The organism is Sporosarcina ureae, from assembly GCF_002082015.1.
GTDB classification, from domain to species: domain Bacteria; phylum Bacillota; class Bacilli; order Bacillales_A; family Planococcaceae; genus Sporosarcina; species Sporosarcina ureae_A.
This window is the reverse complement of the sequence record NZ_CP015109.1, coordinates 2,180,331-2,206,065: the sequence shown is the minus strand read 5'-3', so window position 1 is coordinate 2,206,065 and position 25,735 is coordinate 2,180,331. Positions and strand designations below refer to the sequence as shown.

Here is a 25,735-nt window from a genome sequence, read left to right as displayed (position 1 = left end):
AACTAACTATTTACCGTACCGCACAGCGATTTGGACCAATCTCCATCTCGCGTTGCGTTTCTACGTCAGGCTGGATCTTCCCCATATTCATCTGGCGAATTTCCTGGTAGGCGTTTGGCTGCGGAGGCAAGTTATCAGTAACTAATTCTCTAAACTCTTTTTCATCTTGAATATTCAAGCCATGATTTGTTTCATACAATACGCTAAGCTTCTCCGCCACGCTACCATCTTCATTCAACTCATCTATCACCATAAAGTGAGCCGGCAAGACGATTAAGTCCTCCGATATTTTTTTGTAGCGACTATATAAAGACTCACGTAAATCACTTACCCAATCCTCCGCTAAACCCGCTAAATCTGGACGTCCAATCGAATCAATAAACAGAATATCGCCTGTCATCAAATAGCTGTCATCGACGATAAATGAAGTCGAACCAATGGTGTGTCCTGGCGAATAAAGTGCTTGAATATCAATTTTCGTATCACCTATCTGAATACATGTATCACCTTCTAACACTGCATATTCAAATACTGCCTCTTCTGCATCTTTCGGAGGCAACCAATATGTTGCACCCGTCGCTTCTGCGATCTGACGACCACCCGAAATATGATCAGCGTGCAAGTGCGTATCCAGTACGTTTGTGATCTTGACGCCGTGTTTCGCAGCAAAATCCACGTACACATCCGTCATACGTGTTGCGTCCACGATTGCCGCTTCTCCACCCGACATGATCATATACGAAAGACACCCTTTACCAAGACGGACGAATTGATAGAGCTCGCCACCCGATTTCAAATCGGCAATTTTCACCGGTTCAAGATACTCGCTCCACGCTTTCATCCCACCTAAAAGGTAACCTACAGAGAATCCTGCTTCTTCCAGGATTTTCGCCACCATGATAGATGAGCCTTCTTTTGCACAGACAACTAGGATCTCTTCATCCTTTGGCAACCGGCCTTCAATATCTTCAATGCCATCCAATAAATCAAAATACGGTACATTTAAATGGCGCACTTGCTCCCCTTCAATTTTCCAATCTTCAAATGCGCCTTCATTTCGCACATCCAAAATGAATAATGATTCTTTTGCCATAACGTGCTTCGCTACTTCACTTGATTGAATAATTCTCATTTATTCATACCCCCTGCTGTATTTTCCGTCTCGCTATTCCATTCCGACATGCCAGGAATTACATTCGTGACACGTTCAAATCCATTTGCGACTAGTTTTCGGCATGCCATATCACTGCGATTACCCGTTCGACATACTACGAAGATCTTGCTGTCTTTACTCAAGGACGCCATGCGTTCACTCAACTGGCCAAGAGGTATAGATAGGGCACCAGGTATGTGAGCAAATGCATATTCAGCTTCTTCACGAACATCTAGTAGCACAGCGTCAGGGTGTTGCAGCTGTTCCATCAAGTGATCATTGTCGACTGTAAATGGATATTCTTTTTGCGACTGATCTTCCTGGCCTGCTTTTCGTACGAAATGGCGCCATACATCTGCTTCCTTCACATTCCCAACGTATTGATGACCAGCACTTTCCGTCCACGCCTGTAAATCTGCAGTAGTACCTGAATCTGTCGACTGGACTTCAAGCACTTGGCCGTCTTCCATGTCTTTCATCATCTTTCTCGTCTTCACAATTGGCATCGGACAAGCAAGACCTTTTGCGTCTAACACATTATCTGACTGAATCATTGTATTCCTCCTATACACCCTAGGGTATCCTTTTTAATAAAAAAATTAAATAAACAAGTTTACTTGACCATCTTGCGCTTCTCCTAAGTATGCCGCTACACCACCATATTCGACTTCCTTAAGAAGTTCGTCCTCACCAAGCCCTAGTAAATCCATTGTCATCGTACACGCGATCAATCTTACATCTTGCTCTACTGCCATATCGATCAGTTGTGGTAATGTCATCGCGTTATGCTTCTTTATCACTTGCTTGATCATCTTAGGACCCATTCCTGCAAAGTTCATTTGAGATAATCCCATTCTATCTGCTCCACGCGGCATCATTTTCCCAAACGCCTTCTCAATGAAGCTTTTATTACTCTTAATAGGTTCGTCTTTTCGCAACGCGTTCAATCCCCAGAACGTATGAAAAATCGTAACTTCATGATCATACGCCGCTGCACCATTCGCGATAATATAAGCGGCCATTGCTTTATCATAATCACCACTAAATAACACGATCGTCGTTTTCTTTTGCTCCGTCATATTCTCTTCTCCTTTATTGTAAAATCACTAAATCAAATACCTATAGGGGTATATTATATGTTGTAAAAAAAAGAGTCAAGTGATGTTGCTCATCGACTCTTTACTAGAAGATCCACCGCTTCGTTAATAATAGATTCTTGCGTACGATCATCCACTTCGTCTAGATTTTCCATGCAGGCGATCAAATTCGAGCTCACAATTACACCAATTGTACGATCAATAGCAGAACGACTGGCTGATAATTGCGTGATCACTTCTTTACAGTCCTTGCCTTCTTCCATCATACGCAAGACACCTTTGATTTGACCCTCTAGACGCTTTAATCGATTTTTGACTTTATCATCGTATTCCATATCGCTCAACCTCCTTACTGTTAACTCTACAATATACCCCTCAAGGTATATTGTCAACCAATTGATTTGCCTATTATCCGTACTATGCTATCTCTGTGGATGGTACCAGTCAGCTTCCATAAATGATTGTTCGAAAAGCTTGCTCATTCGACACAAATCTAGTATGATGATTAATTTCTCAAAATGTGTTATACTAGTTCTAGTAAGCTATTGTACGTACTTTTCGTCTAGCGTTAATGACAAATTACGACAAATTAGATTCCATACTACTGAAGGAGTTGATTCGATTGGCATTCCCACGAAAAGATCGTCCAGTTTCTGATTTTGTAGCATCACGGTATGTAGACGAAGTCATATCTTTCAACCGTAATGAACATGAAGTTTCCGGAACCATACACAAGATTCTCGAAAACTCCGTCATTGTGAAAATTTCTGAAGAAGACGCAGAAAACATTGGAGCAGCTTCCAACATGACTGTCGTTGCACACAAAAATTACACAGTTCTATAATTGCACGTTCGATGCCTTGCAGATTAATGCAAGGCTATTTTTTCACACAAAAACAAGTCATACTAGTAGGATATTTACTATAAAAACACGCATTGGAGATGATGAAGTTGACCAATCGTACAAACGCAGAATTCACACAAACCACAGCACTCAAAGGCACTTTACGCATTGCCGCTTCACCGGTTATTTCGCAAGCTGTTCTACCCGACGTTCTCACTCGACTACATGCGAAATACCCCGACATGCGACTGGAACTGACGACTGCTTCACCTTCTAACATTTTGCGCTTACTCAAAAGCAAAAAGGCCGATATCGGTTGCAGTGAACTAGACAACTTACCATTGTCAAAAGCATTTATGCAAGACGAACTGTTACTCTTTGCTTCTGCTACGCATCCGCTCGCACATAAAAAAAGCTCGTCGATTCTGGATTTGCAAAATACGCATTGGATTTTGCCAGATACGGAAGATCCTAGCCGTTCGTTGATTGATCAAGCTCTTCAACAATACGGAGTACAAGCAAAACCCACTATAATGGACTCGCCGGAAAGTATCAAACAAGCCGTTCTGAGTGGACTAGGTATTGCCATTTTATCGCGCCATAGTTGCAAACATGAACTAGCAACAGGTGAACTCACCGTACTCCATTATAAAGTTACACCTATTCAACGTACGTTTTATACAGGAACCTATTCTAACACCAACGAAGTACAAGCATTTCTCAGTGAACTCGAAGCCTATTGTCGTCTATGGCAAGTCAACTAGTCCTTTATTCAACTCTCGTTTGCTGCGCCAGTTCACGAGGAATATTCCCAAACTGATGAGCATGCCCCCTAAAATTAATGACATAGATAACTTTTCGTCCAACAGAACCCATCCCGACAATGTCCCGAAGAACGGTGCCAAAAATAGAAATGCACTCGTTCTTTCGGGATTTCCTGTTTGCAATAAATAAAACCAAATAGAAAACTGCACAATGGAAGCGGCAATCGCAAGCCATCCCAAAATCGCCAATGACAATGGATTCGCTACGAAAAATGGTTCCTCGAGTACATAACTCGCTAAAAATAAGATCAATCCGCCAAATAACATCTGATAAGCAGTCATCACCCATGTATCAAAACGATAGCCATGTACTTTGACAAGCAACGTCGCGCAAGCCCACGCTACTGCCGATAAAAACCCTAACACCGTACCAATTTTCCAATCCAAATGACCGCCCATTGTAATAAATACCCCAAACAAACCACAGATCACACCAACCCACTGTTGCAAGCGGTAACGAATTTTCAGTACTAGTGTTCCGATGACCACAACAAGCAATGGGTTTGTAAATGTTAAAATCGACGTTTCACCTGACGTAATCGTGCGAAGCGCTATAAAAATACACCCCATCACTGCAGCGGTCTGCAATGAGCCGATCAGCACAAGCCACTTCCACTCTCCAAATGTTTTAGGGTGTGGCTTTTTCATAATCTTCACAACTACCGCCATGATGGCTCCTGCAATAGTGAAGCGCAATGCGACTAGCAACAACGGTGAAGAGTATTCCAACCCGATTTTCCCAATAGCAAATGACGATCCCATTAAAGCAGTCGTGATGACAACTAACATACCGAATAAAAACTTATTCATCTAGTTCTCCCCCTTCTTTCCAGTTCATAGAAGAGTCACGCTGCATTTGCATACTACCGATCAACACCTTAATAGCTGGTGGCATATAACGTTTTTCCAAATAAGTGAGATACACTGTGCGTGTCAACGTCTTCGAATTTGTCGTTTTAATTACGAGGGTTGGATCGGATTGATGCGCAAAATATTTTTGCGGAATAATTGAAATTCCAATATTCTCTCGTACAAGCTCTACAATCGTTTCAAAGCGCTCAACTTCGTAACATATATTCATGCGCACTCCTTCTTCAGCAAACGCAGCAAAAATATCTTGTCTAGTTTGCAGCCCAACACTCGTGACAATAAACGTCTCTTCTTCTAGGTCGGCTAGCGTAATTGAATCTTTGCTGGCCAGACGATGTTCGGGATGCATAATAACCGCTAACTGCTCTTGATATAAAGGTATCGTGACGATATCCGAAGCTTCTATAAATTGATTGGTTAAACAAACATGGACAGCGTACTGACGGAGCGCTCGTTCAACATCTCCGCGGCCTAACACCTCTATTAACTTCACATGCATCGATGGAAACTCTTGACGGTGCGCTAATAATATAGAAGGAAGCCAATTTTTCACCGATTCAATCATACCGATCTGCACACTTCCACTGCCTGTCCACTTCACTTCTTTAATTTCTTGCTGTAAAATATCTGCCTCATGGAGAATCTGCAATGCGCGTTCATAAATCACTCTACCCGATTCCGTTAATTGGACACGTTTGGTCGTTCGTTCAAGTAACTGAAATCCTACTTCAGACTCCAAGTTCTTGATCGCTTTACTGAGTGAAGGCTGTGAAAGATGAAGTTTTTTAGCCGCTTCAGAAAAGCTCGACTGTTGCACTACCATGACAAAATACTGCAATTGCTTGAATTCCATTAATCTCACCTCCATTTATAACCCGAATGCATAAGTATATGAAAAACATGTATTAGAATTAATAAGTACAAACCAGTATAGTAAGAATATCACGTTGGAAAGGGTGAAGTATATTGTTAGTTCCATCAAATGAAAAATACTGGACAGGTCGTACTGATCACGAGACCGACAGAGCTTCCTTCCGAATGCATCAAATCATCCAATTTTCCGAATTAAAAGAAAGCGCTACCAATAAAACTTGTACTCTCATCGGATTTTCTTCCGAAGAAGGTGTACGTCGAAATAACGGCCGTCTCGGTGCTGCAGAAGGACCGAATGCATTACGTAACGAACTAGCGAAACTACCTTGGCGCTTGCCTGCTAACTGTCAGCTAGTTGATATAGGGACTGTCGTGTGTGAAGACGATCAGCTAGAACAAGCGCAAGCTGAATTAGGTGCAGTCGTTCAAAAGAGCCTTCAGTATCATACGAAGCCTGTCATTTTAGGCGGTGGACATGAAACCGCTTACGGTCATTATACAGGAGTTCGAGACTTTCTTGGTCCTGACGCGAAACTTGGTGTCATAAATATTGACGCTCATTTCGATTTGCGTGGCTACGATGAACAACCTTCTTCAGGCACGATGTTCAAGCAGATGCTTGACGCTGATCCGAATGTGGATTACCTCGTGCTGGGGATTCAAGAATTCGGCAATACGGACGCATTGTTCGCGGAAGCCGATGCAAAAGGCGTGACATATGTCACAGAACAACAGATTACGACAAGTCCTTTAGACGATACATTACAAAAAATACAGTTATTCATTGAAAAACAGGACGCTATTTTGTTAACATTATGCTCGGATGTCTTGAACTCTGCGTTTGCTCCAGGTGTCAGTGCGCCGTCTCCCTTCGGATTGGATCCGTTGATTGTACGCTCTTTCATACAAACTGTTGCATCGCATAAGAAAACTCTTTCATTCGACATTTCCGAAATCAATCCGTCACTTGACCATCATAATCAAACGGTTAAGCTCGGGGCTTATCTTACAAATGAAGCAATCTTTGCATTGCTGGGAGGTCGAAACACATGACAATTGAGCTAAATCAAATCACTACGCTATTTTTAGCGTTAGCTCTCCTAACACTGGGTACGATGTTAGTCCGTAAAGTCGGCTTTCTCCAGAAATTCTGTATCCCTGCCCCTGTTGTCGGCGGTTTACTGTTCGCAATTTTAGCGACTATTTTAAAGTACTTCAATTTACTGAGTTTTACATTGGACACTTCTTTGCAAAACTTATTTATGCTGACGTTTTTCACAACAGTCGGTCTTGGCGCTAGTTTCCGCTTAATCCGTCTGGGCGGAAAACTATTGATGATCTACTGGGCAGCTTGTGGTTTCTTAGCACTGGCTCAAAACGCTATAGGGGTTTCCATGTCCTACATATTTGGTCTGCATCCGTTGATCGGTATGATGGCTGGAGCTGTCTCCATGGAAGGCGGGCATGGAGGTGCTACTGCTTACGGGGAAACGTTAGAAAGTCTTGGAATTGATTCTGCATTATCCATCGGTATTGCGGCAGCTACTTTCGGACTCGTAGCAGGCGGTCTCATCGGCGGTCCTATCGTGAAATACTTGGTCAATAAATATAATTTAAAATCTACGGAAGTCGAACATGGAGAAGCGTATTCTGTGGAATCCTTTGAAAAACCAATCAACACCGATAACTTCCTAATACAAACGTTATTGATTACACTTTGTATCGCAGGCGGTACGTTGATTGGGGATCTGTTCTCTAGCGCTACTGGTTTCGTCATGCCTGGTTACGTAGGCGCAATGTTTGTTGCAGTGATTGTACGAAACATTGTGGACCGCGTGAAGGAAGATGCGGTTCATATGACGAGCATCAACGTGATTGGCGACGTATCACTTGGTATTTTCTTATCGATGGCGTTAATGAGCATCAAGCTGTGGGAAGTTGCGGATTTGGCGCTTCCATTGTTGCTGATTGTCTTGGTACAAGTAGTCTTCGTTGCATTGTTTGCGATCTTCATCCTGTTCCGCTTGCTCGGTAAGGATTACGACGCAGCGGTTATGATTGCTGGTTTCGCAGGCCACAGCTTAGGTGCGACACCTAACGCGATGGCGAACATGGCAGCCGTTACAGGACGTTATGGTCCGTCACGCAAGGCCTTCTTGATCGTTCCTATCGTAGGCGCCTTCCTCATAGACGTCGTCTCGATGCCGATCATCATCACTACGATTAACATATTTAATTGATGGTCGTAAATTAAACGCTTTAAAAATGTAAGCTAATTAGTGAGTGCGTGAGGATTAAAGCTCCAGTTGGGGGACGCTTTCCGGGGGAGCAATCTTGAGCCGCTTCCCTCACTTCGTTCAGTCCAGGGTCTCAAGATCACTCTGATTCCCCAGGAGTCGCCCCCAACTTCCGCTTCAATCCTACTTACCTAGTGGAGGTACTTATATCGCTCATTGTAGGTAGTGTCTCAATTATTGTTGTGTTTCAACTTATTAAAGTTAAAGTACAGAACCAGTTACAACACTTATTTCATTGACTTCAATACGTATCACCCGCTCTGATTGTTAGGGATTGGCGCGTAGGAGGGGCGACTCTGGGAGGATCAGCCCGATCAGGTGAGACAACTAAGAGAGCGCAGCGAACAGTTGGCTCACCGCGGGCCCTCTAGAAAGCGTCCCCTCCGTAGCGCCAATTCCCAACCCTAACAGTAATTCACCCTACACCATTTCCAAGAACCGAAAATTTCGGTTCTTTTTTTCTTTTTAAGCGAAATATTCATACAGCTCTGTTAAAATGAAAGCATTAATTCGTATCTTGAGAGGAGCCTGCTACATGAAAGAAGAACTGATCGAACGACTTATCCGCTACGCTAAAATTGATACTCAATCCGATGCTTCTTCGGACACGACACCGTCTACTGCAAAACAGTGGGACCTACTGCGTGTGCTCGAAAAAGAAATGGCCGACATCGGTCTCGAAGAAATTTCAGTTGATGAAAACGGCTATCTATTCGGCACATTACCGGCTAACACCGACAAACAACTGCCTACAGTCGGTTTCCTAGCCCATGTTGACACGGCGACTGACTATACAGGGACAAACGTCAAACCGCAACGCATCGACGACTATGACGGTAAAGACATTTCATTGAATGAAACTACCCTCATGAGCGTGCAAGCATTCCCTGAGCTCAACAACTACGTAGGCCACACGTTGATCACGACGGATGGCACGACATTATTAGGTGCTGACGATAAAGCCGGGATCGCGGAAATTATGACAGCTATGCATTACTTAGTTGAACACCCCGAAATCAAACACGGCAAAGTACGTATCGGCTTCACACCTGACGAAGAAATCGGACGCGGCCCGCATAAGTTTGATGTAGAACGATTCGGTGCCGATTTCGCCTACACGATGGATGGCGGTCCGCTTGGAGAACTTCAGTATGAGAGCTTCAACGCGGCAGGCGCAGAAGTAACGTTTCACGGAACGAATGTGCATCCTGGAACTGCAAAAGGTAAAATGGTCAACTCTCTATTGATCGCGGCAGAGTTCCATCAAGCTATGCCGGAACATGACATCCCACAAGAAACAGAGAACTATGAAGGCTTCATTCATTTAATGGAAGCGAATGGTTCCGTAGAAAAAACTACTTATCAATACATTATTCGTGACTTTGACAAAAACTCTTTTGAATCCCGCAAACAACTCTTACAAGATACTGCTGCACATCTAAAAGAAAAGCACGGTGAACATACGGTAGAACTGACGGTTACAGATCAGTACTTCAATATGGGCGAGAAGATTACGCCTGTCATGGAAATTGTTGACGTAATGGAAGAGGTTTATCGTAGTCTCGATATTGAACCAAAAATTGCACCGATTCGTGGTGGTACGGATGGTTCACAACTTTCCTACATGGGAATGCCAACGCCAAACATCTTCACAGGCGGTGAAAATTACCACGGTAAGTACGAATTTATCTCAGCAGACAATATGGTGAAAGCTACACAAGTCATTATTGAAGCGCTAAAACTTCAAGAGCAACGCGGTTAAACGCATGAAAGCAATTGGAATCGGCATATTGTCTGCACTCTTTTTCGCGGTGACTTTTGTGCTGAACCGGTCGATGGAACTGGACGGTGGTAGCTGGATGTGGAGTGCATCCTTGCGTTATTTCTTCATGGTACCGTTCCTAGTGATCATCGTAGCCATGCGCGGTGGCCTGTCTAGCGTCAAACGGGAGATGACTGCGGCACCTTGGCCATTTTTCATCTGGAGTTGCGTAGCATTCGTGCTGTTTTACGGTCCTCTGACGTTTTCTGCTGGTTATAGTCCAGGGTGGCTCGTTGCAGGAACCTGGCAGATGACCATCGTGGCTGGAGTGTTGCTAGCGCCCTTCTTCACGTTCCAAGCCAAAACAGAAGACGGCGAAATACGCACGATTCGTCACCGTATTCCCGCTGCATCATTGGTTATTTCTTTGGTCATCTTAGTCGGGGTTGTGCTGATCCAGATTCCACATGCAGGGAGCGTATCGACGAAAACGATTCTCCTTGGTACCTTGCCGCTTGTCATAGCTGCGTTCTCCTATCCACTCGGCAATCGAAAAATGATGAATCTAGTCGGGGGACGGCTCGATATGTTCCAGCGTGTACTAGCGATGACCCTGATGACGATACCGATTTGGTTACTGCTGGCGATGTATGCAACAGCAACTGTCGGCTTGCCCTCTATGAGCCAAGTCGTGCAATCATTAATTGTCTCAGTCAGTTCAGGCGTGATCGCCACTTCACTATTCTTCATGGCAACGGATATGGTGCAGCATGATCAAGGAAAACTGGCAGCAGTCGAAGCTACGCAATCCGTCGAATTAATTTTCGCCATGCTCGGAGAGATACTATTGCTTAGCTTGCCAGTACCAAGCGCTCTTTCATTAGTCGGTGTGCTGGTCATTATCGGAGGCATGTCATTGCATAGCTATCAAACTTCATTAGCTGCAAAGAATGTATAGAAAAGGGTTGTCCTCAGGTCAGTTAATGACTCGTTGGACAACCCTTTTTCAAATTTCACGCTTTCGTACTTGTGGCAAAATGCGTTTTTTCAACAGTTGCGGTCTAACTTCGGATAATAAAATGGCAATGAAGATAATGAGTGCACCTAAGAACATACGGAACGTCAACAGTTCATAGGCAAGGGCTACAGAGAAAATCATACCCCAAACTGATTCCGTCGATAATATAATGGCCGCTTTCGTTTCTGACAAGTGCTTTTGTCCAACTGTCTGCATCAAGAATGCCAGAGTCGTAGAGAATACAGCTAAGTATAGCACCGAACTCAAACCTTTTGGTTCCATGGAGAATGACATCTCGCCCATCCCAATAACGGTCACCCAACTGATCGCAGCGGCGGCAACCATTTGCAATAACGTCAGCAAGATCGCATCTTCTGTGCGGACAAATCGTGCCGTGTAGAAAATATGAAACGCGAACATCACAGCACAACCGAGCGTCAGCATATCGCCAATGTTAATAGAGGTGGACCACTGCAATGATAAAACCGCCACTCCAATCAATGCCAATACCGCGCCAAACAATTCAAAGGTATCCAGCTTCCGCTTATATAAAATGAGTGCGATAAACGGGACCATCACTACATTGACACCAGTTAAAAAAGCATTTTTCGAAGGAGTCGTAAACTGCAAGCCTACCGTTTGCAAAGCAAATGCTGCATACAACAATACACCTAGCAATGCACCTTTCCATAGTACCGACTTGTCCACCCGAAGCAGCCGTTTATGGAAAACGACACTAAGTAATAGCGCCCCTATTGTAAAACGTACGGCCAATATTTGATACGGCGTGTAATACTCCAAGGCGAGTGCGCTCATCACAAAGCCGCTCCCCCAAATAATAGCGGTGATCGTCAACCCAATCTCACCTATGTATTTCCTCATGTCCCTCACCATACTTCCACTAATCAGTCCTATTATTTTAGCATGTTTTTTGTCAGATTATAGCCAAATTCATAGAGAATTCCGCCTTTCGTCAGTGAAAATGATGTGTGAGGAACGTATCTTTGCACTAGCGAACAGTTGGCTCGCCGCAGGCCCTCAGGAACGCGCCCCCTCCTACACGCCAATCCCTACCCCAACAGCCTTTCCAGAGCAAAAAATGAAGCCATCGCCAGAAGTCACAAACATCATGACTTCTCCGACAGCTCCACCAACTATCAATCCTCGTATACTCCAATCTCTTTAATCGCACGCTCGACAAGTGACGGATCAACAGACTTATCGAAGTCAATCTCACCACGTATCGCGCCGTTCGCTTTGTACATCTCATACTGCTTCTTAATGTCGTCAATAAACATCTTACCGTTCGGATCGAGCCCCGTTACAGACACTCTCTCCCATAACTCAGGATCTTTTAGCGCCGTGTGTTTCACCATGATATCTATAATCTCTTCTTTACCTTTATTTTTAAAGAACGCGTCATTATAGTCACGTACCCCTTTTAGATAGGCTGCCATAAAGCGTAACGAAAGTTCTTTATTCGCCATGAACTGCGGTGAAGCCAACACCATAGCGATCTGCGATTCAGGTGCATAATCGGTAGCGTCACCAAAACGCACGTGAAAACCTTGATGGATACCTTGCGCGATAAGCGGCTCAATATTCAATGCTGCATCAATCGTACCTGAATCAATCGCTCCAAGCATTGCGCCGAAGTCCGCGATATGCACATATTCTACATCCTCTTCTGTCAAGCCAGCATGCTTCAGCATCTCTTCATAGATATATCCATCGATCGAGTTGCGAGACGATACTGCGATTTTCTTTCCTTTAAAGTCGCTGTACTCCTTAATTTCATCGACCATATGATTACCGATGACGAAACTGAAATAAGACTTGCCGGGCATATTATGACCTTTATCCGCGATGATCCGTACGTCAATTCCTTGCGCAATCGCGTTAAAGAATGATGCAGTAGAAACGCCACCCGCGATATCCACTTCACCGGCAGCTAGTGCAGGCAACATGTCATCGCTGTTTGCAAAGTCCGCAAAGTCTACACGGATATTGTAGTCTTCAAAATAGCCCTTTTCTTTCGCAATATAGAAACCAGCTCCAGAAGCAGCCCCATCTTCTGCTATAAATACCTTCGCTTGTTTCTCAAGTGGCGCCAAATCTCCTGACGCCGGCTTGCCGTCATTCGTTACAGGCTTCGCAACTTCTTTTGGAGAACATGCCCCCATCATCAAGACGACCGATAATAGGCTAAATAATCCTGCCTTCTTCATCCATTTCCCCACATCATCTCTCCTTTTATCATTTATTCTCTAGATTTCTGTACTTCCTCTTGTAAGTGATGCCAGATCTCGATGAATTTTGCTGCCATTTCAGGATCTTTTCGGACATCCTCCATCTTTCTCGGCCTCGGTTTATCAATAATAATTTCTTCGATGATTTTCCCTGGTTGAGCCCCCATCAATAAAATCCGATCACTAAGCAATAACGCTTCATCAATACTATGTGTAATGAACAACACCGTCTTTTTCGTTTCGGCCCAAATACTCAGCAATTCTTCCTGCAAAATAAAGCGGTTTTGTTCATCAAGTGCACCAAACGGTTCATCCATCAATAAAATCTCCGGGTCATTTGCAAAAGCCCTCGCAATACTCACCCGTTGCTTCATTCCGCCAGACAATTCCTTTGGGTATAAAGAAGCGAAACGTTCCAATCCCGTCTTCTTCAAGTAATAGTCCGTTCGATCATTAATGAATGCTTTTGGTAAGTCACGCATCTTCAACCCGAAGGCCACATTTTCGCGTACCGTCAGCCACGGAATGACACCACGTTCCTGGAATACCATCGATTGCAACGGACGATCATTCGTTTCTGTCGCAATGGTGAAACTCCCGACACTCGGCTGTTCAAGTCCTGCCAAAATACGTAACAGTGTCGTTTTGCCGCATCCACTCGGTCCAACAAGACAAACAAATTCCCCTTCATCCACTGTTAGGGATATATCTTCGAGCGCAATGACACTCCCCTGTTTCTTGTAAAAAGCTTTCATTAGTCCATCCACCGTGATCTTTGGCTTCCCCTTCATTTCCTTCACCTCCATGGTAGTAGTTTATTTTGAAGCGCACGCAGTATAAGCGAGAATAAATAACCAAAAAAGGAGATGAGTATTAATCCCACATACATTTCGGGTAATAAGAAGGCTTTATAGGACGTCCATATCAAATAACCGATCCCAGAAGTCGCTCCCATCATCTCTGCCGCCACAATCGTCAATAGTGCAATTGCCTGCCCCATCTGGATTCCTTCGAGCATAACAGGCAGTGCACCAGGAAGAGCGATTTTAAAGAAGAAGTTCCACTGGCTCGTTTGATAATTATTGGCAACATCCAAATAAATTTTATCGATATTTAATACACCCGCCGCCGTATTGATGACAACTGGGAAAAACACACTTCCTGCAATTGTCACGACCTTCGACAAATCTCCAATTCCGAATAAAATAATAATGATCGGCAATAATGCCAATGTCGGAATCGGCATAAGCGCCATAACGATCGGTTGCACGAAATGCCGGATTGGAGAGTATAACCCCATCAATAAACCAACGATAATACCCGGAATAACACCTGCTAAAAATCCGATGAAAATCCGATACAATGAGACACCAACATGTTTCGCCATCACGCCGCTCACAATCATGTCATAAAAGGTTTGCACAATCGTACTAGGCGGCGGGAAAAAGCGAATATCTAAAATACCCGTTCTCGACATCACTTCCCATAGCACCAACAGGAATACCGGCGACACAATCGTCAGCAATTGCTTGCCGCGTTCTTTGCGTTGCCGCAACTTCCATTCCCTTTGCTCCACCTCAAATGATTCATTACGAGCTAATTCATGAGTCTCCACTCTTCACCACCTCTTCACTGCCTATTGTATGTAAAGGCCTAGTAAACTGGTTGGGCAGGCATCACGTTCGGGTTGTTTCCGCAAAGTAGTTTGATTATACTGAAGATATGACTACACTTACATCAGACCAAATCAGAGAATTGAATAGTTACAGTGTGTACTTGGAACAGCCCACACATCCCGTCTTCACGCTAGCGGACGTACTGGATTCTTCAAAGGTACAGAGTGTCGTCCAAGTTGCCCAGACGGTCAGCCAAAGTCCGAATGAAGTTGTCGCGACCTCGTTCTTCGTACGTCGACTGGGTATGTTTTTCGCCATGCAGCTCTATAATTTAGCCGCATACGACGAAATGTGGAATGGATCGGCAGAAAATCTACAGTTCGGTGCACGGGAGGAGTTCGGTAATAAAACGATTAGCCTATTTGTAGATGGCGCAGACTGGGAACTGATTGATGACGAAAACAGACACGCACATATTAAACGTGTGCTGGATGATGCACATGCAGTGATTACCTCATTGCGTAGCGCGGTATCCATATCTCCTCTTACCTTATGGGAAAATATCTTCGGTTTCTGGCTCTGGCAATATCATGTATTATTATCCGACCCAGGATCGGAGATGGAAGCAAGAGAGGATTTAGAGACGCTAAAAAACGATACCACATGGACGGGTATCGCTGATCACTCTCGTTTCGCAAGCTATTTAAACGGCGCCGAACCATCCGCTTTGTTGAATACGACGGTTCGCAAAACTTGTTGTTTTTCTAAAGATGTACCTGGGTTGATACGTTGCGGTTTTTGTCCATTACTATGAAAAACAGGCTTTCGCTCATTATGCGAAGGCCTGTTTTTAACGTTTGCGATACGCATAATAGGATTGTTTAGTCGAATAGATAATCCCCATTGCCGCACCACTATAAAAAAAACCCATAAAAATTCCGGCAGACCAATTCTTTGGATGACTGATGAATACGGAAAGCGCGAGCGCGACTACTGTGGCTACTGTTGAAAGCCAACTAGGTGGCAATTTAAAAATCCATTTGACGATTAATACCACGAACAAAACAACTGGAACACCCCACATGGCGTCCCATACATTGGTGTGAATAACCGGAAATTCCGTCAGCATTGACTAACACCCTTTCGTTTTCGTTAGGATGTGTAGTTTTGCTTTATTCATCCATCGTAAAACCTCCTAGTTACAAAACTAGGAGATCAGTTCTATCGCTATACATTCTTCGTGGCGGCTTCACTTATTTCATTACGCATTTCATAGATATTTTGCACAATCACTTTGCCAACTGCATAAGCAGGCACAGCAACCAAAATCCCAAGGAATCCTGCAAGACTTCCGGCCACTAATAATACGGTAATGATTGTAAGTGGATGAACATCGAGTGATTTCCCCATAACGTTCGGCGTAATTAAATTACTATCGATTTGCTGCGCAACTAGCGTAACGACTCCGACCCAAATTACTAATTTAGGTTCTTGTAAATAGGCAATGATTAAAGCTGGAGCCACCGCAATCCACGGTCCGATAAATGGAATGATATTCATGAATAATGCGAGAATGGCTAGTAGTAAAGCATACTGAAGTCCGATGATAGAGTAACCAATAAAAATAATTACCGCTAAAATCGCACTAATTAATAACTGTCCTTGAATATAAGAACGTAAAACTTGGTCAATATCTTCCAACGTCTTCTTGATCCAAATGCGTCGCTTACCAGAAAAAATATTATAAATTTTCGGAGCAAGTTTTTCATGATCCTTCAACATAAAGAAGAAGAAGAACGGTACAAGTAACAATAAAGCTACCGCTTGGACGAATGTTTGTACAAATTGCACGAACCATTTACCAAATGTTACCGCAAACTGTTGGACGGAATCGACTGCTGAATTCAAGGAATCCTGCAATCCTTCTGGTAGATTATCCTTTTGATTGATCGCTTTATCTTTCAGTTGCTCGAGTTGATGGGTGAGAGCTGGCCCATTGTCCACCAAATTATTCACTTGTTTCGTCACCATCGGTCCGATGATTGCGACCAATATCCAAATAACGGCTACAAGTATGAGCATAATCGTTATAATACTTCCCCATCTTGGCATATTCTTCTTTTCCAAGTATTGCTGGATCGGTACCGTTATGTAATAAAGCAGTCCTCCGAAGATTAAAGGCATGATAATCGTTTGTAAAATAACTCCAACCGGTCTAAATATATAATTTACTTCTAAAAAGAATTTCGTGATTAACAATGCCAATAATATACCGACACCTACCTGGAACCAAACCTTTTTCGTCAAATGCTCACTTCCTTTCTAGTTTAATTTATATAGTTAGCTTTATTATACGCGGTTGCATCCTCCATGTCGAAAATCTTCTTCACCTTTTGCTATACAATAAAACTTCATTTTTACACTGTATTGTAACAATAATTGTCTAACTATGCGAAAAAGTCTTAATTCCTCTTGTCCTAGTCGAATTTAGTCGGTAAAATGGTTCTGTCTTGGAAGATTGCAACTCTTCAAGAAATACAACATAGAAACGAAGGGATCTTAATGTTACAACAGACTTGGAATCGTCTTTGGTCGCTACATGATCAAGTGAAAGATGTCTTTCGCTTTTTCACTGCACCTGACTCTTCTGAAATGGTAAAAGGCGGACAGGGTGGAAAAAAGATTGGTGTCAATCACGAAGGAGGAGGCAGAGACTCCCGCAGTTATTCAGCTACACAGCTCATTGGATTAATACTAGGTCCTTTACTCTTTTCCCTTATTTTATTGTTCTTCAAACCTGCTGATTTATCTGCATCCGGTATCGCTATTTTAGCCAGTACTGTATGGATTGCAGTGTGGTGGATTACGGAAGCTATTCCAATTCCAGTCGCTTCCTTGTTACCACTCGTACTGTTTCCGATGACAGGCGGACTGGAAATGAAAGACACGGCATCTTCCTATGGAGATGAAACCATTTTCTTATTTATGGGCGGATTTATGATTGCACTCGCACTTGAAAAATGGAACTTACATCGACGAATTGCACTCACAATTATTTCCGCCATCGGGACAAATATGGACAAAATTGTTCTAGGTTTCATGGTAGCTACCGGATTTCTGTCTATGTGGATATCTAATACCGCAACAGCAATGATGATGGTGCCAATCGGTTTAGCAATTATCACACAAGTAACGATCGCTTTGAAAGACGATACATCGATCGACACATCTAAAGAAAACTTTGGTTTCGGTAAAGCGTTGATGCTTGGTATTGCCTACTCTGCTTCATTAGGCGGAGTCGCGACTTTGATTGGTACTCCTCCAAACACATTGCTTGCAGGAGCTATTAATAAAATTTACGGCATCGAATTATCATTTGGTAAATGGATGTTATTCGGTGTACCTTTCGCGTGGGTATTCATCTTACTAACTTGGTGGTATTTAGTGAAGATAATCTATAAATCGCCAGTCAAAACATTACCTGGTGGACGTGAAGTCATCGATAAAGAAAAGAAATTGCTTGGACGCCCGTCAATTGAAGAAGTTTTAGTCTTCATCGTCTTTGCTCTAGCTGCTTTTTCATGGATTACGCGCTCGTTCTTCTTATCAAAATTTATTGACGGCTTAAGTGACGGGGTCATTGCGATTGTTTTTGCTATGATTTTGTTCATCATCCCGTCTGTCAATAAAAAAGGCGATCACTTGCTGGATTGGAATACGGCAGTGAAGTTGCCATGGGGTATCTTACTTCTATTCGGTGGCGGATTAGCTATTGCAGCCGGCTTTGTCAGCAGTGGTCTGTCTGAATGGATCGGTGCTCAGCTGATTGGTTTGAAAGGCGTTCCACTTATCGTCGTTATTCTGATCGTTGCGACATTGGTTATTTTCTTAACTGAAATCACATCCAATACAGCAACAGCTTCCATGATGTATCCAATCATGGCTTCATTGGCCTTAGCACTTGGTTTCCATCCATACGCATTAATGATTGCAGCGGGCGTAGCAGCATCCTGTGCGTTCATGCTACCAGTTGCCACTCCACCGAATGCGGTCGTTTTCGGATCTGGTTATCTACGGATTCCTGATATGGCAAAAGCAGGCTTCGCGCTCAATATACTCGGAGTCGTGCTCGTAACACTTTGTATTTACTTCTTGCTTCCATTATTGTGGGGCATCGACTTCCAAACTATACCAGAAGTATTTAAAGACTAAAACAAACCAGGTGCAGGGATTCTTTCCGAGCATCTGGTTTTTCATTTACTATGCTTTACTCAACGCGCTACGTCGTAATCGGATTAACAAAACATAGACTACAGGCACAACCGCTGAAAATATAGCAAGACCCGTCCACCCTGCGAACTGCCAAAGCGGTGCTACTAGCGTACTTCCTGCCGCCATACCCATATAATACGAAACGAGATACAAGCTTGATGCACTCCCTTTGTGATGCGTTGCCTCTTTACTTACAGAAGCTGCAGTTAAGGAGTGGGCAGAGAAAAAGCCGAGACAGATCACGCAATAACCGGTAATAATTAGCGGTAATATGGTGGAAATGGTAAGAAGACAGCCGACTGCCAGTAGTAAAACACCCATAAAGCGAACCGCATTCATTCCTACTTTACTCGCAATGGAGCCAGCCAACGGTGCACCCATAATCCCGAATGCATACGCGAAGTAAATATAGGAAACCTCATCCAGCGTCATCGAAAATGGTAAAGCCGTCAAATGGAAAGGCAGAAACGTCCACATACCGGTAAAGCTCAGCTGCAATACGATGCCAAGTCCAAAGACAATTAGCAAAGCGGGATTCTTTAAATGTACACCGAAACCTTCCAGATCTTTCTTCATTGACTCAGCACTCGGTACGAAGTGAACGGATTTTGGCAAAACGACTAGTAAGAAGATAAATACAGCCACACCTATGATCGTCAGAAGTTGAAGTGATAGCTCCCATGACCAACGTTCCGCTAAATAGCCCGTTACAAAGCGTCCCAGCATACCACCTGTGCCGTTAAATGAAATATATAGCGCAGTCGCCACGCTCACCACCCGCTCGTTGATCTCTTCATTGATATACGCGAGAGCGGCAGCTAATACACCAGCCATCGCAAAGCCCTGTATAAATCGCAACACAAGGATGACTGTAAAAGAATGTGTCAAAAACATAGGAATAAATAAAAGCGCCGTTAGTAATACGGAGACTTTTACAAAAATGGACCTGCCCAGTCGGTCTGAATAAAACCCCAGTATCACCAATCCGAAAATTAGACCTACTGTATTGACAGACATAGCTAAGCTGGCTGTGGATACGGAGACATTAAATTGCTTTGTTAAAATAGGTAGCAAAGGCTGTAGAGCATACATCGCGGCAAAGATTAGCACTGAAGCAATGCCTAGCCCGATCACAATACGCCAAAACCGAAGCTCGCGAATCGTTGATTTTGTTTGTACATTCATGATGACACTTCCAATCCCCAAAATGTGAATAATGAAATTATATCACTACACTAAAAGTTTAACAGGAAATAATAAAGCTCTTATGAAAATCCTCTGTATAGTATCAGTATAAAGAGCCATCCTACCATTTGGAGGTGTTAGACAAATGAACAAAATGGCGATGACAGCTGTCGGACTTGGTGCACTATACCTTATGCGAAATAAGCAGTCACGGGAAAAACTTATGGAGCAAATTAGCAACCTTTCAGGAATGAACAGTAATCCGTAATGCCAATCATTTGCATACACCCGAAAGACCGGAGCCTTTAGAAGGTTTCCGGTTTTTCATTTCCTTTTGAGTTTGCGTTGTAGTGTTTCAGTTTTTTCAGATAATAGTATGGATGTTTTCTCTTTTTAAAACGGGGTATTTATATACTAACAAACGAAATGGAGGAGATAGTATGAGTAACAAAGATCACGGTGCAGAAGATAAATTAAAAGGTATTGGTAACAAAATTAAAGGTGGCGTAAAAGATACTGTAGGCGATTTAACTGATGACGCTAAAATGCAAGCTGAAGGTAAATGGGACAAAGCAAAAGGCGCTACACAAGAGAAGATTGGTGAAACAAAAGAACATTTCAGTGATGACGAAGCACATCCTGAAAAATAATATGTATGATCATCAGTCTGCTGCTCAATCAGCAGGCTGGTTTTTAATTGCTATGAAAAAGAAGGATCTTCCATTACGATGGGAGATCCTCCTTTTTCACAATTGATCTGTACCTATTCGCGGACTATTGGGAATAGGGTTAGCTACTTCTTCATTCGAACTCCCATCCAGGTTTTCACCACTGTCTGTTTGTTGTTGGGCACTATCATGTGGATCCACAGATTGCGCTCGTTCTTCATCTGTTAATTGATCAACAAACAAAGCGACTCCCCCTTCTTTTAAATCATTGTAGAAGGTTTTGGCTTCTTGTTTCGTAAAACCCATTTTAATGAAAATCGTCAACATTTCATCTTTACTGTTGAACAGACGACGTGTGTGATCCCAAAGAGACCCCTCTTGAATACCGATTACTTCAATGTTGGAATCACTTTCCAAAACTTTTAAATCATCCCGCACATTAGAGACTGCAGACATATGACGTTTTTTAAAACCCTTAGCTTCAAGCTCAGTTATTTTATAAAGGACATTGTCTACCGAATGAAACGTGCCCTCGTATTGTTTATCAGCCATTATTGCACCTCCCTTTCACTATGCTATACTTCTACCCACTGAAGATCATTTTCACACATGATTAAAACACTTTGCACATTTCTTCCGCTGCATAGTTCTACACTTATTGCACAAGCTAGTTGTATCACAATGAAAAGGAGTGGTTAATCGGTGGATATGAAAAGTAAGTTGGAGTCTGAGGTTTCACATATGGGCAATGAGAAGAAAGATCAGATCTTGCAGAACTTCAATCATTTTAAAGGCTATCTAGCCGATAAAGTGGAAAAAGGTGAAAACCTTGGATTGAGTGATGAACAGTTAGCGAAAACAACTACATTCATTGCTGATTATTTGTCACGTCATGAAGAACCTCGAAACCGTGAACAATATTTATTACAGGAATTATGGGATTCAGGTTCTAAAGAAGAACAACACTCTTTGGCACATATGCTTCTAAAAATGGTGCGTCAAGCATAATAGGAGGCGATAAGGCGTGGCTCCAACAGAAAATCCTAGCCCGAGATATCATCCAAATACGTACCGTTTGATCCAGACACATCCTGAGAACTTACAGAGTAACACAGTTAGTTTGTTCGATTTGCATGAAGATATGCAAACAGTCGACTCCATTTCTTTACCCGACCAGCGCAAAGATCTTATGAAAGAAAAAATCAACCACTCCCCTCGTTTCAGTGGCGGTAGCTCGTCGAATGACTATGGCGCACCGCGCTGATTTACCGATAAAAGCCGTACAGTAAAAATTTCACTGTACGGCTTTTCCCCGTTTATTTGCAATAGCTGTCGATATTTCCCGGGAAATGCAGAAACTATTATGCAGTCCGAAATATTATTTCCATGATATACTATGATCCGATGGAAATGGAGGTTATGCGGATGAAACTGTGGATGTATCCGTTGCTCGTTGTGTTTGGAGCTGCATGTTACGGAATTTTATCAACGATTATTAAATTGGCTATTCATGATGGCTTCACCGCTTCGGAAGCAGTGACGAGCCAATATTATACCGGATTTCTATTAGCACTTATTATTTTTATCCTAGTTAAACGTGGCATACCGACACTCCGCGGAAGCTTCCCCGTCTTAATCGCAGGATTATTCACGGCGATTACTGGAACAGTGTATGGAAAAGCCATTGAATATATGCCCGCTTCATTGGCAGTCGTATTACTTTTTCAATTTACATGGATTGGCATGCTTTATGAATGTATAGGGGCGAAGCGTTTGCCTAAACAATCTGAAGTGGTGTCGCTTGTATTTCTGTTTGGCGGAACGATTTTAGCTGCCGGATTGATCGATGTCGATGTGAGTGGAATTCCATGGCAAGGTTGGGCGTGGGGACTTGCTGCAGCGTTTAGTTTCGCGGCGTTTGTTACAGCGAATCAGAAGCCAGTGCCTGGTATGGATGTAGTGACGCGATTGTTCTTAATGTCATTTTACGCCGCAATTGTTATTACATTTTTCCAGTCTCCTGAAATTTTATGGAACGGGATGTTAGGTGATGGGTTGTGGATGTATGGTGCCATTTTAGGCGTGTTCGGCATCGTTCTGCCCATTTTCTTGTTTTCAATCGGAGTGCCGAAAGTCGGCGCGGGCATGTCTTCTATTTTAAGTGCTGTTGAGTTACCTGTCGCGATTATCGCTTCGATGCTGTTGCTTGGCGAAAGGTTAACGTTACTCCAGTTTCTCGGCATTTTCCTTGTGTTGTTCGGAATGACTTGGCCCGCTATGTTGCAACGTTTTGCAGAGAAGAGGAGATTGCGGTTAAGACGGGTGGAGTAAGCAATAACATGAACATAACAAACGAGACTTCACTAATCAAGTGAAGTCTCGTTTGTTTCATATTCCGATTAATCCTCTCTACGTAATGAACTGATCGGGACAGTCGCATGAGGTCCCTGTGGAACTATCGATGAAGAAATCAGCAAAGTGGTTTAATCTTCATCCGGCCAACTCCTTATAGCGACCGAATAAATGTCACCAAGTCTTGTTGATTCTCTGGCGTTACACCATGTCCGTCAGTATATGTCTTGAATGTGACATCTGCACCAAGCGATTCGAAATACTCCTTGTTTTCCACTCCTGATTGGGATGGTATTACATAATCATAGTCTCCATGCGAAATGAATACGTGTTGATTTTCCACGGACTGTATGGCGTATTCACTCTTGACGAAATCAGGTACGTACCCGCTAAGCGCCACCACTCCATGAAGGGAAGGGATCAATGTTACACCTAGAGCTTGTGCAAGTACGGCTCCCTGGCTAAACCCTACGACTGTTAAACGTTCAGGATCAAGATTGTATTCCTGAATCGCTTCGCGAATGAATGATTGGATGTAGACAAGTACTTTATCGAATACTTCACGAACCGGTTTCCCTTCCTCTTCAATCGTGAAAAATGCATAGCCTGGCTCGTGAACGACAGGACCCCTCAAGCTGAAAATATGATGAGTTTCTTTAAATTCTTGAACTAGTTGTGGAAGGTCTCCTTCATGACTCCCCATTCCATGAAGTAAAAATAGTGCAGGCTGTTTTTCTTCTGTATTCGCTGGCTTTGTATGCGTAAATGTAAATGGTGATTTCATAGTCATTCTCCCCTTTTCGCTTCTTTATGCCACTAGTTTACCACAGAAAAAAGCGCCTGCCACTTTATGCGACAGACGTGCGGGACAACTTATTTCTTTTCAGGCTTCGCTAATACTTCGACCCGGTTGATTGTGCTATTTTCAGGTCAAACAACTACTTACTCCACTATATACCCATCACGCATTGTAATGATCCGATCCACATACGGTAGCATCTCTTCGTCATGCGTCACCATCAATGTCGTCAAATGTAATGTACGTGTGAGCTCCTGCAATAATTCCATCACACTTTTTGAGCGTTTTGTATCAAGACTTGCAGTTGGTTCATCCGCAAACAAGATTTTCGGACGATGGATAATTGCGCGGGCAATCGCCACGCGTTGACGCTCTCCTCCTGATAAAGAAGAAGGATACGCCTCTTTGCGGTGCTCCATTTCAACTAACGTCAACATCTCATCTATTGCATTAGCCTGTTCCTTTTTACTCATTTTCGTTTCTGATACGTCAAGCATCAACTGTAGCTGCTCCCCTACCGTCAAAAAAGGGACTAAGTGAGAAGACTGAAAAACAAATCCGAAGTCAGTCGCTCGAATATGGCGAACTTCTTCCTGACTCATCTTCGTCATGTCTTTCCCTTTAAACATAATTTCACCAGTTGATGCTTGTTGTAATCCTGCCGCGATGGTTAGAATCGTCGATTTACCAGATCCTGAAGGACCAATTAATGCCGTAATTTCTCCTTCTTTTAAAGATAAATTCACACCTTTTAATATCTCTTCTTCAATTTCTCCATTAGAAAATGTTTTTTTCACTTCATCAATAATAAAGGCAGCCATATTACATCTCTCCTTGTTGAATCGCTTGAAGCGGTTCAATATTTTTCACTTGGAATCCTGAAATAGTAGCACCGATAAACCCAACCACCATAAACACTGCGGATAGCATCAATACGGTATCCATTGTTAAGTGGAACGGCATGCCGTCAGGCGCAACCAAGCTAAATGCTTGGCTGAGTGCAATGGACAACGCGAGTGAAAGAGCAGTAATGACTAACATCTGATACCAAATCATCTTGAATAACGAAATCGTCTTCATACCAATCGCTTTCAATATGCCGTACAGCCCTATTTTCTGAACGTTCATCATATAGAAGAATATAGCAAACAACATCCCGCTAATAATGACTAAAAACCAGACGATCATATTCAATGACATTTGCTCTGCACTATAACTCGGAATGGCATGTAAGAATTCTTTATTTGAAAAAGAATCTAACGCACTAAGTGTCGGTGCATCTTTACCCGGGATGAAAATCGTCTGCATCTCCATCACCCGATAGATTTCTTGATAGTTCGTCATGTCAATGAAAGCAACGGGTGCGTGACTATATTTTTGTTGATCAACAAATCCTTTCACGATGAATTCTCCACTAAATTGATTATTCGTTAAGACATCCCCCACTTGGATCCCATCTTCTTGCAAAGAACGATCGAGAACAATCTCCCCTTCTTTGACGTTTGTGAATAGCTCTGAATGGGTAGAAGTAACGAATGCCAGACTGTGCTGTTTATCTTCCGCATCATTGACAAATCCCATCTGAACAGAAAATGCTGTGGCCTCAGGATTGTCTATGAGAATTTGTTGTTGAACCCCCTCATCTATTTTCGAAAGATTATACGTCTTGTCTGCATCTTTATTTAAATAAAATTGCCCTTGTGGTAAATCTTTAATAAGCGCTGCATTATCCTGTGATAACCCATTTGCCAGTCCCGAAATAATAAATGTCAAAAAGCTGACGAGGAATATAATAGACCCGAGAATCAAGAATCTAGTTTTGTTTTTCTTCATTTCTTTCCATGCGATTTTCATTT

The 25,735-nt window shown here is 42.9% G+C and carries 30 protein-coding genes; 13 read left to right on the top strand and 17 right to left on the bottom strand.

From position 1 onward, the window contains the following. Positions 1-10 precede the first annotated feature (10 nt). From SporoP17a_RS10850 to SporoP17a_RS10835, 4 genes are all read right to left on the bottom strand, one after another. Positions 11-1,132: an MBL fold metallo-hydrolase gene (locus SporoP17a_RS10850; RefSeq protein ID WP_083034651.1), complete on the bottom strand. Its 1,122-nt coding sequence runs from the start codon at positions 1,130-1,132 to the stop codon at positions 11-13. Then, the gene (locus SporoP17a_RS10845; RefSeq protein WP_083034650.1) at positions 1,129-1,707 is read right to left on the bottom strand and encodes a sulfurtransferase TusA family protein; all 579 of its coding nucleotides are present in this window, start codon (positions 1,705-1,707) and stop codon (positions 1,129-1,131) included. The genes SporoP17a_RS10850 and SporoP17a_RS10845 overlap by 4 nt, the downstream gene beginning before the upstream one ends. 45 nt (positions 1,708-1,752) lie before the next feature. Continuing rightward, positions 1,753-2,232, bottom strand: a complete 480-nt coding sequence (locus SporoP17a_RS10840; protein WP_083034649.1) for a DsrE/DsrF/DrsH-like family protein — start codon at positions 2,230-2,232, stop codon at positions 1,753-1,755. Between the two features lie 89 nt (positions 2,233-2,321). Further along, positions 2,322-2,585: a metal-sensitive transcriptional regulator gene (locus SporoP17a_RS10835; RefSeq protein ID WP_083034648.1), complete on the bottom strand. Its 264-nt coding sequence runs from the start codon at positions 2,583-2,585 to the stop codon at positions 2,322-2,324. Positions 2,586-2,872: 287 nt separating this feature from the next. On the opposite strand from SporoP17a_RS10835, the gene SporoP17a_RS10830 reads away from it, so the two are divergent. Both SporoP17a_RS10830 and SporoP17a_RS10825 read left to right on the top strand, forming a co-directional pair. Next, positions 2,873-3,094 carry a DUF2187 family protein gene (locus SporoP17a_RS10830; protein ID WP_029053955.1) on the top strand — a complete coding sequence of 74 codons (222 nt, stop codon included), beginning with the start codon at positions 2,873-2,875 and terminating at the stop codon, positions 3,092-3,094. 107 nt (positions 3,095-3,201) lie between these two features. After that, a complete protein-coding gene (locus SporoP17a_RS10825) occupies positions 3,202-3,858 on the top strand; it encodes a LysR substrate-binding domain-containing protein (RefSeq protein WP_167693414.1) in 657 nt (218 codons plus the stop codon). On the opposite strand, the gene SporoP17a_RS10820 is transcribed toward SporoP17a_RS10825, so the two are convergent. Both SporoP17a_RS10820 and SporoP17a_RS10815 read right to left on the bottom strand, forming a co-directional pair. Continuing rightward, positions 3,841-4,728, bottom strand: coding sequence for a DMT family transporter (locus SporoP17a_RS10820; protein ID WP_083034646.1), 888 nt, complete (start codon positions 4,726-4,728; stop codon positions 3,841-3,843). The two genes, SporoP17a_RS10825 and SporoP17a_RS10820, sit on opposite strands and share 18 nt — an antisense overlap. After that, positions 4,721-5,641 carry a LysR family transcriptional regulator gene (locus SporoP17a_RS10815; protein WP_083034645.1) on the bottom strand — a complete coding sequence of 307 codons (921 nt, stop codon included), beginning with the start codon at positions 5,639-5,641 and terminating at the stop codon, positions 4,721-4,723. Before SporoP17a_RS10815 ends, SporoP17a_RS10820 begins: the two co-directional genes overlap by 8 nt. A gap of 113 nt (positions 5,642-5,754) precedes the next feature. Between SporoP17a_RS10815 and hutG the strand changes: the two genes are divergently transcribed. The 4 genes from hutG (at position 5,755) to SporoP17a_RS10795 (ending at position 10,678) form a co-directional block, all read left to right on the top strand. Next, the gene (gene hutG, locus SporoP17a_RS10810) at positions 5,755-6,714 is read left to right on the top strand and encodes a formimidoylglutamase (RefSeq protein ID WP_083034644.1); all 960 of its coding nucleotides are present in this window, start codon (positions 5,755-5,757) and stop codon (positions 6,712-6,714) included. After that, the gene (gene gltS, locus SporoP17a_RS10805; protein ID WP_083034643.1) at positions 6,711-7,901 is read left to right on the top strand and encodes a sodium/glutamate symporter; all 1,191 of its coding nucleotides are present in this window, start codon (positions 6,711-6,713) and stop codon (positions 7,899-7,901) included. The genes hutG and gltS overlap by 4 nt, the downstream gene beginning before the upstream one ends. Positions 7,902-8,493: 592 nt before the next feature. Next, the gene (gene pepT, locus SporoP17a_RS10800; protein ID WP_083034642.1) at positions 8,494-9,720 is read left to right on the top strand and encodes a peptidase T; all 1,227 of its coding nucleotides are present in this window, start codon (positions 8,494-8,496) and stop codon (positions 9,718-9,720) included. 4 nt (positions 9,721-9,724) lie between these two features. After that, positions 9,725-10,678, top strand: a complete 954-nt coding sequence (locus SporoP17a_RS10795; RefSeq protein ID WP_083034641.1) for a DMT family transporter — start codon at positions 9,725-9,727, stop codon at positions 10,676-10,678. Between the two features lie 48 nt (positions 10,679-10,726). Here the strand turns inward: SporoP17a_RS10795 and SporoP17a_RS10790 are convergent, their stop codons facing one another. The 4 genes from SporoP17a_RS10790 to SporoP17a_RS10775 all read right to left on the bottom strand — a co-directional run bounded on the left by SporoP17a_RS10790 (position 10,727) and on the right by SporoP17a_RS10775 (position 14,602). Further along, complete coding sequence (locus SporoP17a_RS10790; protein WP_083034640.1) at positions 10,727-11,620, bottom strand: DMT family transporter; 894 nt, start codon at positions 11,618-11,620, stop codon at positions 10,727-10,729. A gap of 275 nt (positions 11,621-11,895) precedes the next feature. After that, complete coding sequence (locus tag SporoP17a_RS10785) at positions 11,896-12,966, bottom strand: ABC transporter substrate-binding protein (RefSeq protein WP_083036037.1); 1,071 nt, start codon at positions 12,964-12,966, stop codon at positions 11,896-11,898. A 32-nt stretch (positions 12,967-12,998) separates the two neighbouring features. Next, positions 12,999-13,778, bottom strand: a complete 780-nt coding sequence (locus tag SporoP17a_RS10780; protein WP_083034639.1) for an ABC transporter ATP-binding protein — start codon at positions 13,776-13,778, stop codon at positions 12,999-13,001. 5 nt (positions 13,779-13,783) lie between these two features. Next, positions 13,784-14,602 carry an ABC transporter permease gene (locus SporoP17a_RS10775; RefSeq protein ID WP_083034638.1) on the bottom strand — a complete coding sequence of 273 codons (819 nt, stop codon included), beginning with the start codon at positions 14,600-14,602 and terminating at the stop codon, positions 13,784-13,786. A gap of 107 nt (positions 14,603-14,709) precedes the next feature. Here SporoP17a_RS10775 and SporoP17a_RS10770 point away from each other — a divergent pair, with 107 nt between their 5' ends. After that, positions 14,710-15,417 (top strand): hypothetical protein, encoded by a 708-nt coding sequence (locus SporoP17a_RS10770; protein WP_083034637.1) that lies wholly within the window; start codon positions 14,710-14,712, stop codon positions 15,415-15,417. A gap of 36 nt (positions 15,418-15,453) precedes the next feature. Here SporoP17a_RS10770 and SporoP17a_RS10765 read toward each other — a convergent pair whose 3' ends face one another. Then, positions 15,454-15,732 carry a hypothetical protein gene (locus SporoP17a_RS10765; protein ID WP_083034636.1) on the bottom strand — a complete coding sequence of 93 codons (279 nt, stop codon included), beginning with the start codon at positions 15,730-15,732 and terminating at the stop codon, positions 15,454-15,456. A 98-nt stretch (positions 15,733-15,830) separates the two neighbouring features. Then, complete coding sequence (locus SporoP17a_RS10760; protein WP_083034635.1) at positions 15,831-16,910, bottom strand: AI-2E family transporter; 1,080 nt, start codon at positions 16,908-16,910, stop codon at positions 15,831-15,833. Between the two features lie 255 nt (positions 16,911-17,165). Here SporoP17a_RS10760 and SporoP17a_RS10755 point away from each other — a divergent pair, with 255 nt between their 5' ends. Continuing rightward, on the top strand, positions 17,166-18,815 hold the full coding sequence (locus SporoP17a_RS10755; protein WP_083034634.1) for an SLC13 family permease: 1,650 nt from the start codon (positions 17,166-17,168) through the stop codon (positions 18,813-18,815). 48 nt (positions 18,816-18,863) lie between these two features. On the opposite strand, the gene SporoP17a_RS10750 is transcribed toward SporoP17a_RS10755, so the two are convergent. Continuing rightward, positions 18,864-20,060, bottom strand: coding sequence for an MFS transporter (locus SporoP17a_RS10750; RefSeq protein ID WP_083034633.1), 1,197 nt, complete (start codon positions 20,058-20,060; stop codon positions 18,864-18,866). A 145-nt stretch (positions 20,061-20,205) separates the two neighbouring features. Here SporoP17a_RS10750 and SporoP17a_RS17155 point away from each other — a divergent pair, with 145 nt between their 5' ends. Together SporoP17a_RS17155 and SporoP17a_RS10745 are read left to right on the top strand one after the other, a co-directional pair. Further along, on the top strand, positions 20,206-20,328 hold the full coding sequence (locus SporoP17a_RS17155) for a hypothetical protein (RefSeq protein WP_255397532.1): 123 nt from the start codon (positions 20,206-20,208) through the stop codon (positions 20,326-20,328). A gap of 172 nt (positions 20,329-20,500) precedes the next feature. Then, a complete protein-coding gene (locus SporoP17a_RS10745) occupies positions 20,501-20,710 on the top strand; it encodes a CsbD family protein (protein ID WP_083034632.1) in 210 nt (69 codons plus the stop codon). Between the two features lie 96 nt (positions 20,711-20,806). Here the strand turns inward: SporoP17a_RS10745 and SporoP17a_RS10740 are convergent, their stop codons facing one another. Continuing rightward, positions 20,807-21,280: a YflT domain-containing protein gene (locus tag SporoP17a_RS10740; RefSeq protein WP_083034631.1), complete on the bottom strand. Its 474-nt coding sequence runs from the start codon at positions 21,278-21,280 to the stop codon at positions 20,807-20,809. Positions 21,281-21,436: 156 nt separating this feature from the next. Between SporoP17a_RS10740 and SporoP17a_RS10735 the strand changes: the two genes are divergently transcribed. From SporoP17a_RS10735 to SporoP17a_RS10725, 3 genes are all read left to right on the top strand, one after another. Next, a complete protein-coding gene (locus tag SporoP17a_RS10735; protein WP_083036036.1) occupies positions 21,437-21,736 on the top strand; it encodes a DUF3243 domain-containing protein in 300 nt (99 codons plus the stop codon). A gap of 16 nt (positions 21,737-21,752) precedes the next feature. Beyond that, the gene (locus SporoP17a_RS10730) at positions 21,753-21,992 is read left to right on the top strand and encodes a hypothetical protein (protein ID WP_083034630.1); all 240 of its coding nucleotides are present in this window, start codon (positions 21,753-21,755) and stop codon (positions 21,990-21,992) included. A 155-nt stretch (positions 21,993-22,147) separates the two neighbouring features. Next, positions 22,148-23,059, top strand: coding sequence for an EamA family transporter (locus tag SporoP17a_RS10725; protein WP_420542183.1), 912 nt, complete (start codon positions 22,148-22,150; stop codon positions 23,057-23,059). A gap of 175 nt (positions 23,060-23,234) precedes the next feature. Here SporoP17a_RS10725 and SporoP17a_RS10720 read toward each other — a convergent pair whose 3' ends face one another. The 3 genes from SporoP17a_RS10720 to SporoP17a_RS10710 all read right to left on the bottom strand — a co-directional run bounded on the left by SporoP17a_RS10720 (position 23,235) and on the right by SporoP17a_RS10710 (position 25,733). Further along, the gene (locus SporoP17a_RS10720) at positions 23,235-23,864 is read right to left on the bottom strand and encodes an alpha/beta hydrolase (RefSeq protein WP_083034628.1); all 630 of its coding nucleotides are present in this window, start codon (positions 23,862-23,864) and stop codon (positions 23,235-23,237) included. A gap of 158 nt (positions 23,865-24,022) precedes the next feature. Then, complete coding sequence (locus SporoP17a_RS10715) at positions 24,023-24,700, bottom strand: ABC transporter ATP-binding protein (protein ID WP_083034627.1); 678 nt, start codon at positions 24,698-24,700, stop codon at positions 24,023-24,025. A gap of 1 nt (position 24,701) precedes the next feature. After that, positions 24,702-25,733, bottom strand: a complete 1,032-nt coding sequence (locus SporoP17a_RS10710; protein WP_083034626.1) for an ABC transporter permease — start codon at positions 25,731-25,733, stop codon at positions 24,702-24,704. Positions 25,734-25,735 lie beyond the last annotated feature (2 nt).

Excerpts from the sequence above, each read along its gene's own strand:
- SporoP17a_RS10850 (WP_083034651.1), bottom strand. The coding sequence starts at position 1,132 with ATGAGAATTATTCAATCAAGTGAAGTAGCGAAGCACGTTATGGCAAAA.
- SporoP17a_RS10845 (WP_083034650.1), bottom strand. The coding sequence starts at position 1,707 with ATGATTCAGTCAGATAATGTGTTAGACGCAAAAGGTCTTGCTTGTCCG.
- SporoP17a_RS10840 (WP_083034649.1), bottom strand. The coding sequence starts at position 2,232 with ATGACGGAGCAAAAGAAAACGACGATCGTGTTATTTAGTGGTGATTAT.
- SporoP17a_RS10835 (WP_083034648.1), bottom strand. The coding sequence starts at position 2,585 with ATGGAATACGATGATAAAGTCAAAAATCGATTAAAGCGTCTAGAGGGT.
- SporoP17a_RS10820 (WP_083034646.1), bottom strand. The coding sequence starts at position 4,728 with ATGAATAAGTTTTTATTCGGTATGTTAGTTGTCATCACGACTGCTTTA.
- SporoP17a_RS10815 (WP_083034645.1), bottom strand. The coding sequence starts at position 5,641 with ATGGAATTCAAGCAATTGCAGTATTTTGTCATGGTAGTGCAACAGTCG.
- gltS (WP_083034643.1), top strand. The coding sequence starts at position 6,711 with ATGACAATTGAGCTAAATCAAATCACTACGCTATTTTTAGCGTTAGCT.
- pepT (WP_083034642.1), top strand. The coding sequence starts at position 8,494 with ATGAAAGAAGAACTGATCGAACGACTTATCCGCTACGCTAAAATTGAT.
- SporoP17a_RS10795 (WP_083034641.1), top strand. The coding sequence starts at position 9,725 with ATGAAAGCAATTGGAATCGGCATATTGTCTGCACTCTTTTTCGCGGTG.
- SporoP17a_RS10790 (WP_083034640.1), bottom strand. The coding sequence starts at position 11,620 with ATGAGGAAATACATAGGTGAGATTGGGTTGACGATCACCGCTATTATT.
- SporoP17a_RS10785 (WP_083036037.1), bottom strand. The coding sequence starts at position 12,966 with ATGAAGAAGGCAGGATTATTTAGCCTATTATCGGTCGTCTTGATGATG.
- SporoP17a_RS10780 (WP_083034639.1), bottom strand. The coding sequence starts at position 13,778 with ATGAAGGGGAAGCCAAAGATCACGGTGGATGGACTAATGAAAGCTTTT.
- SporoP17a_RS10770 (WP_083034637.1), top strand. The coding sequence starts at position 14,710 with ATGACTACACTTACATCAGACCAAATCAGAGAATTGAATAGTTACAGT.
- SporoP17a_RS10765 (WP_083034636.1), bottom strand. The coding sequence starts at position 15,732 with ATGCTGACGGAATTTCCGGTTATTCACACCAATGTATGGGACGCCATG.
- SporoP17a_RS10755 (WP_083034634.1), top strand. The coding sequence starts at position 17,166 with ATGTTACAACAGACTTGGAATCGTCTTTGGTCGCTACATGATCAAGTG.
- SporoP17a_RS10750 (WP_083034633.1), bottom strand. The coding sequence starts at position 20,060 with ATGAATGTACAAACAAAATCAACGATTCGCGAGCTTCGGTTTTGGCGT.
- SporoP17a_RS17155 (WP_255397532.1), top strand. The coding sequence starts at position 20,206 with ATGAACAAAATGGCGATGACAGCTGTCGGACTTGGTGCACTATACCTT.
- SporoP17a_RS10745 (WP_083034632.1), top strand. The coding sequence starts at position 20,501 with ATGAGTAACAAAGATCACGGTGCAGAAGATAAATTAAAAGGTATTGGT.
- SporoP17a_RS10740 (WP_083034631.1), bottom strand. The coding sequence starts at position 21,280 with ATGGCTGATAAACAATACGAGGGCACGTTTCATTCGGTAGACAATGTC.
- SporoP17a_RS10735 (WP_083036036.1), top strand. The coding sequence starts at position 21,437 with ATGAAAAGTAAGTTGGAGTCTGAGGTTTCACATATGGGCAATGAGAAG.
- SporoP17a_RS10725 (WP_420542183.1), top strand. The coding sequence starts at position 22,148 with ATGCGGATGAAACTGTGGATGTATCCGTTGCTCGTTGTGTTTGGAGCT.
- SporoP17a_RS10720 (WP_083034628.1), bottom strand. The coding sequence starts at position 23,864 with ATGAAATCACCATTTACATTTACGCATACAAAGCCAGCGAATACAGAA.
- SporoP17a_RS10715 (WP_083034627.1), bottom strand. The coding sequence starts at position 24,700 with ATGGCTGCCTTTATTATTGATGAAGTGAAAAAAACATTTTCTAATGGA.
- SporoP17a_RS10710 (WP_083034626.1), bottom strand. The coding sequence starts at position 25,733 with ATGAAAATCGCATGGAAAGAAATGAAGAAAAACAAAACTAGATTCTTG.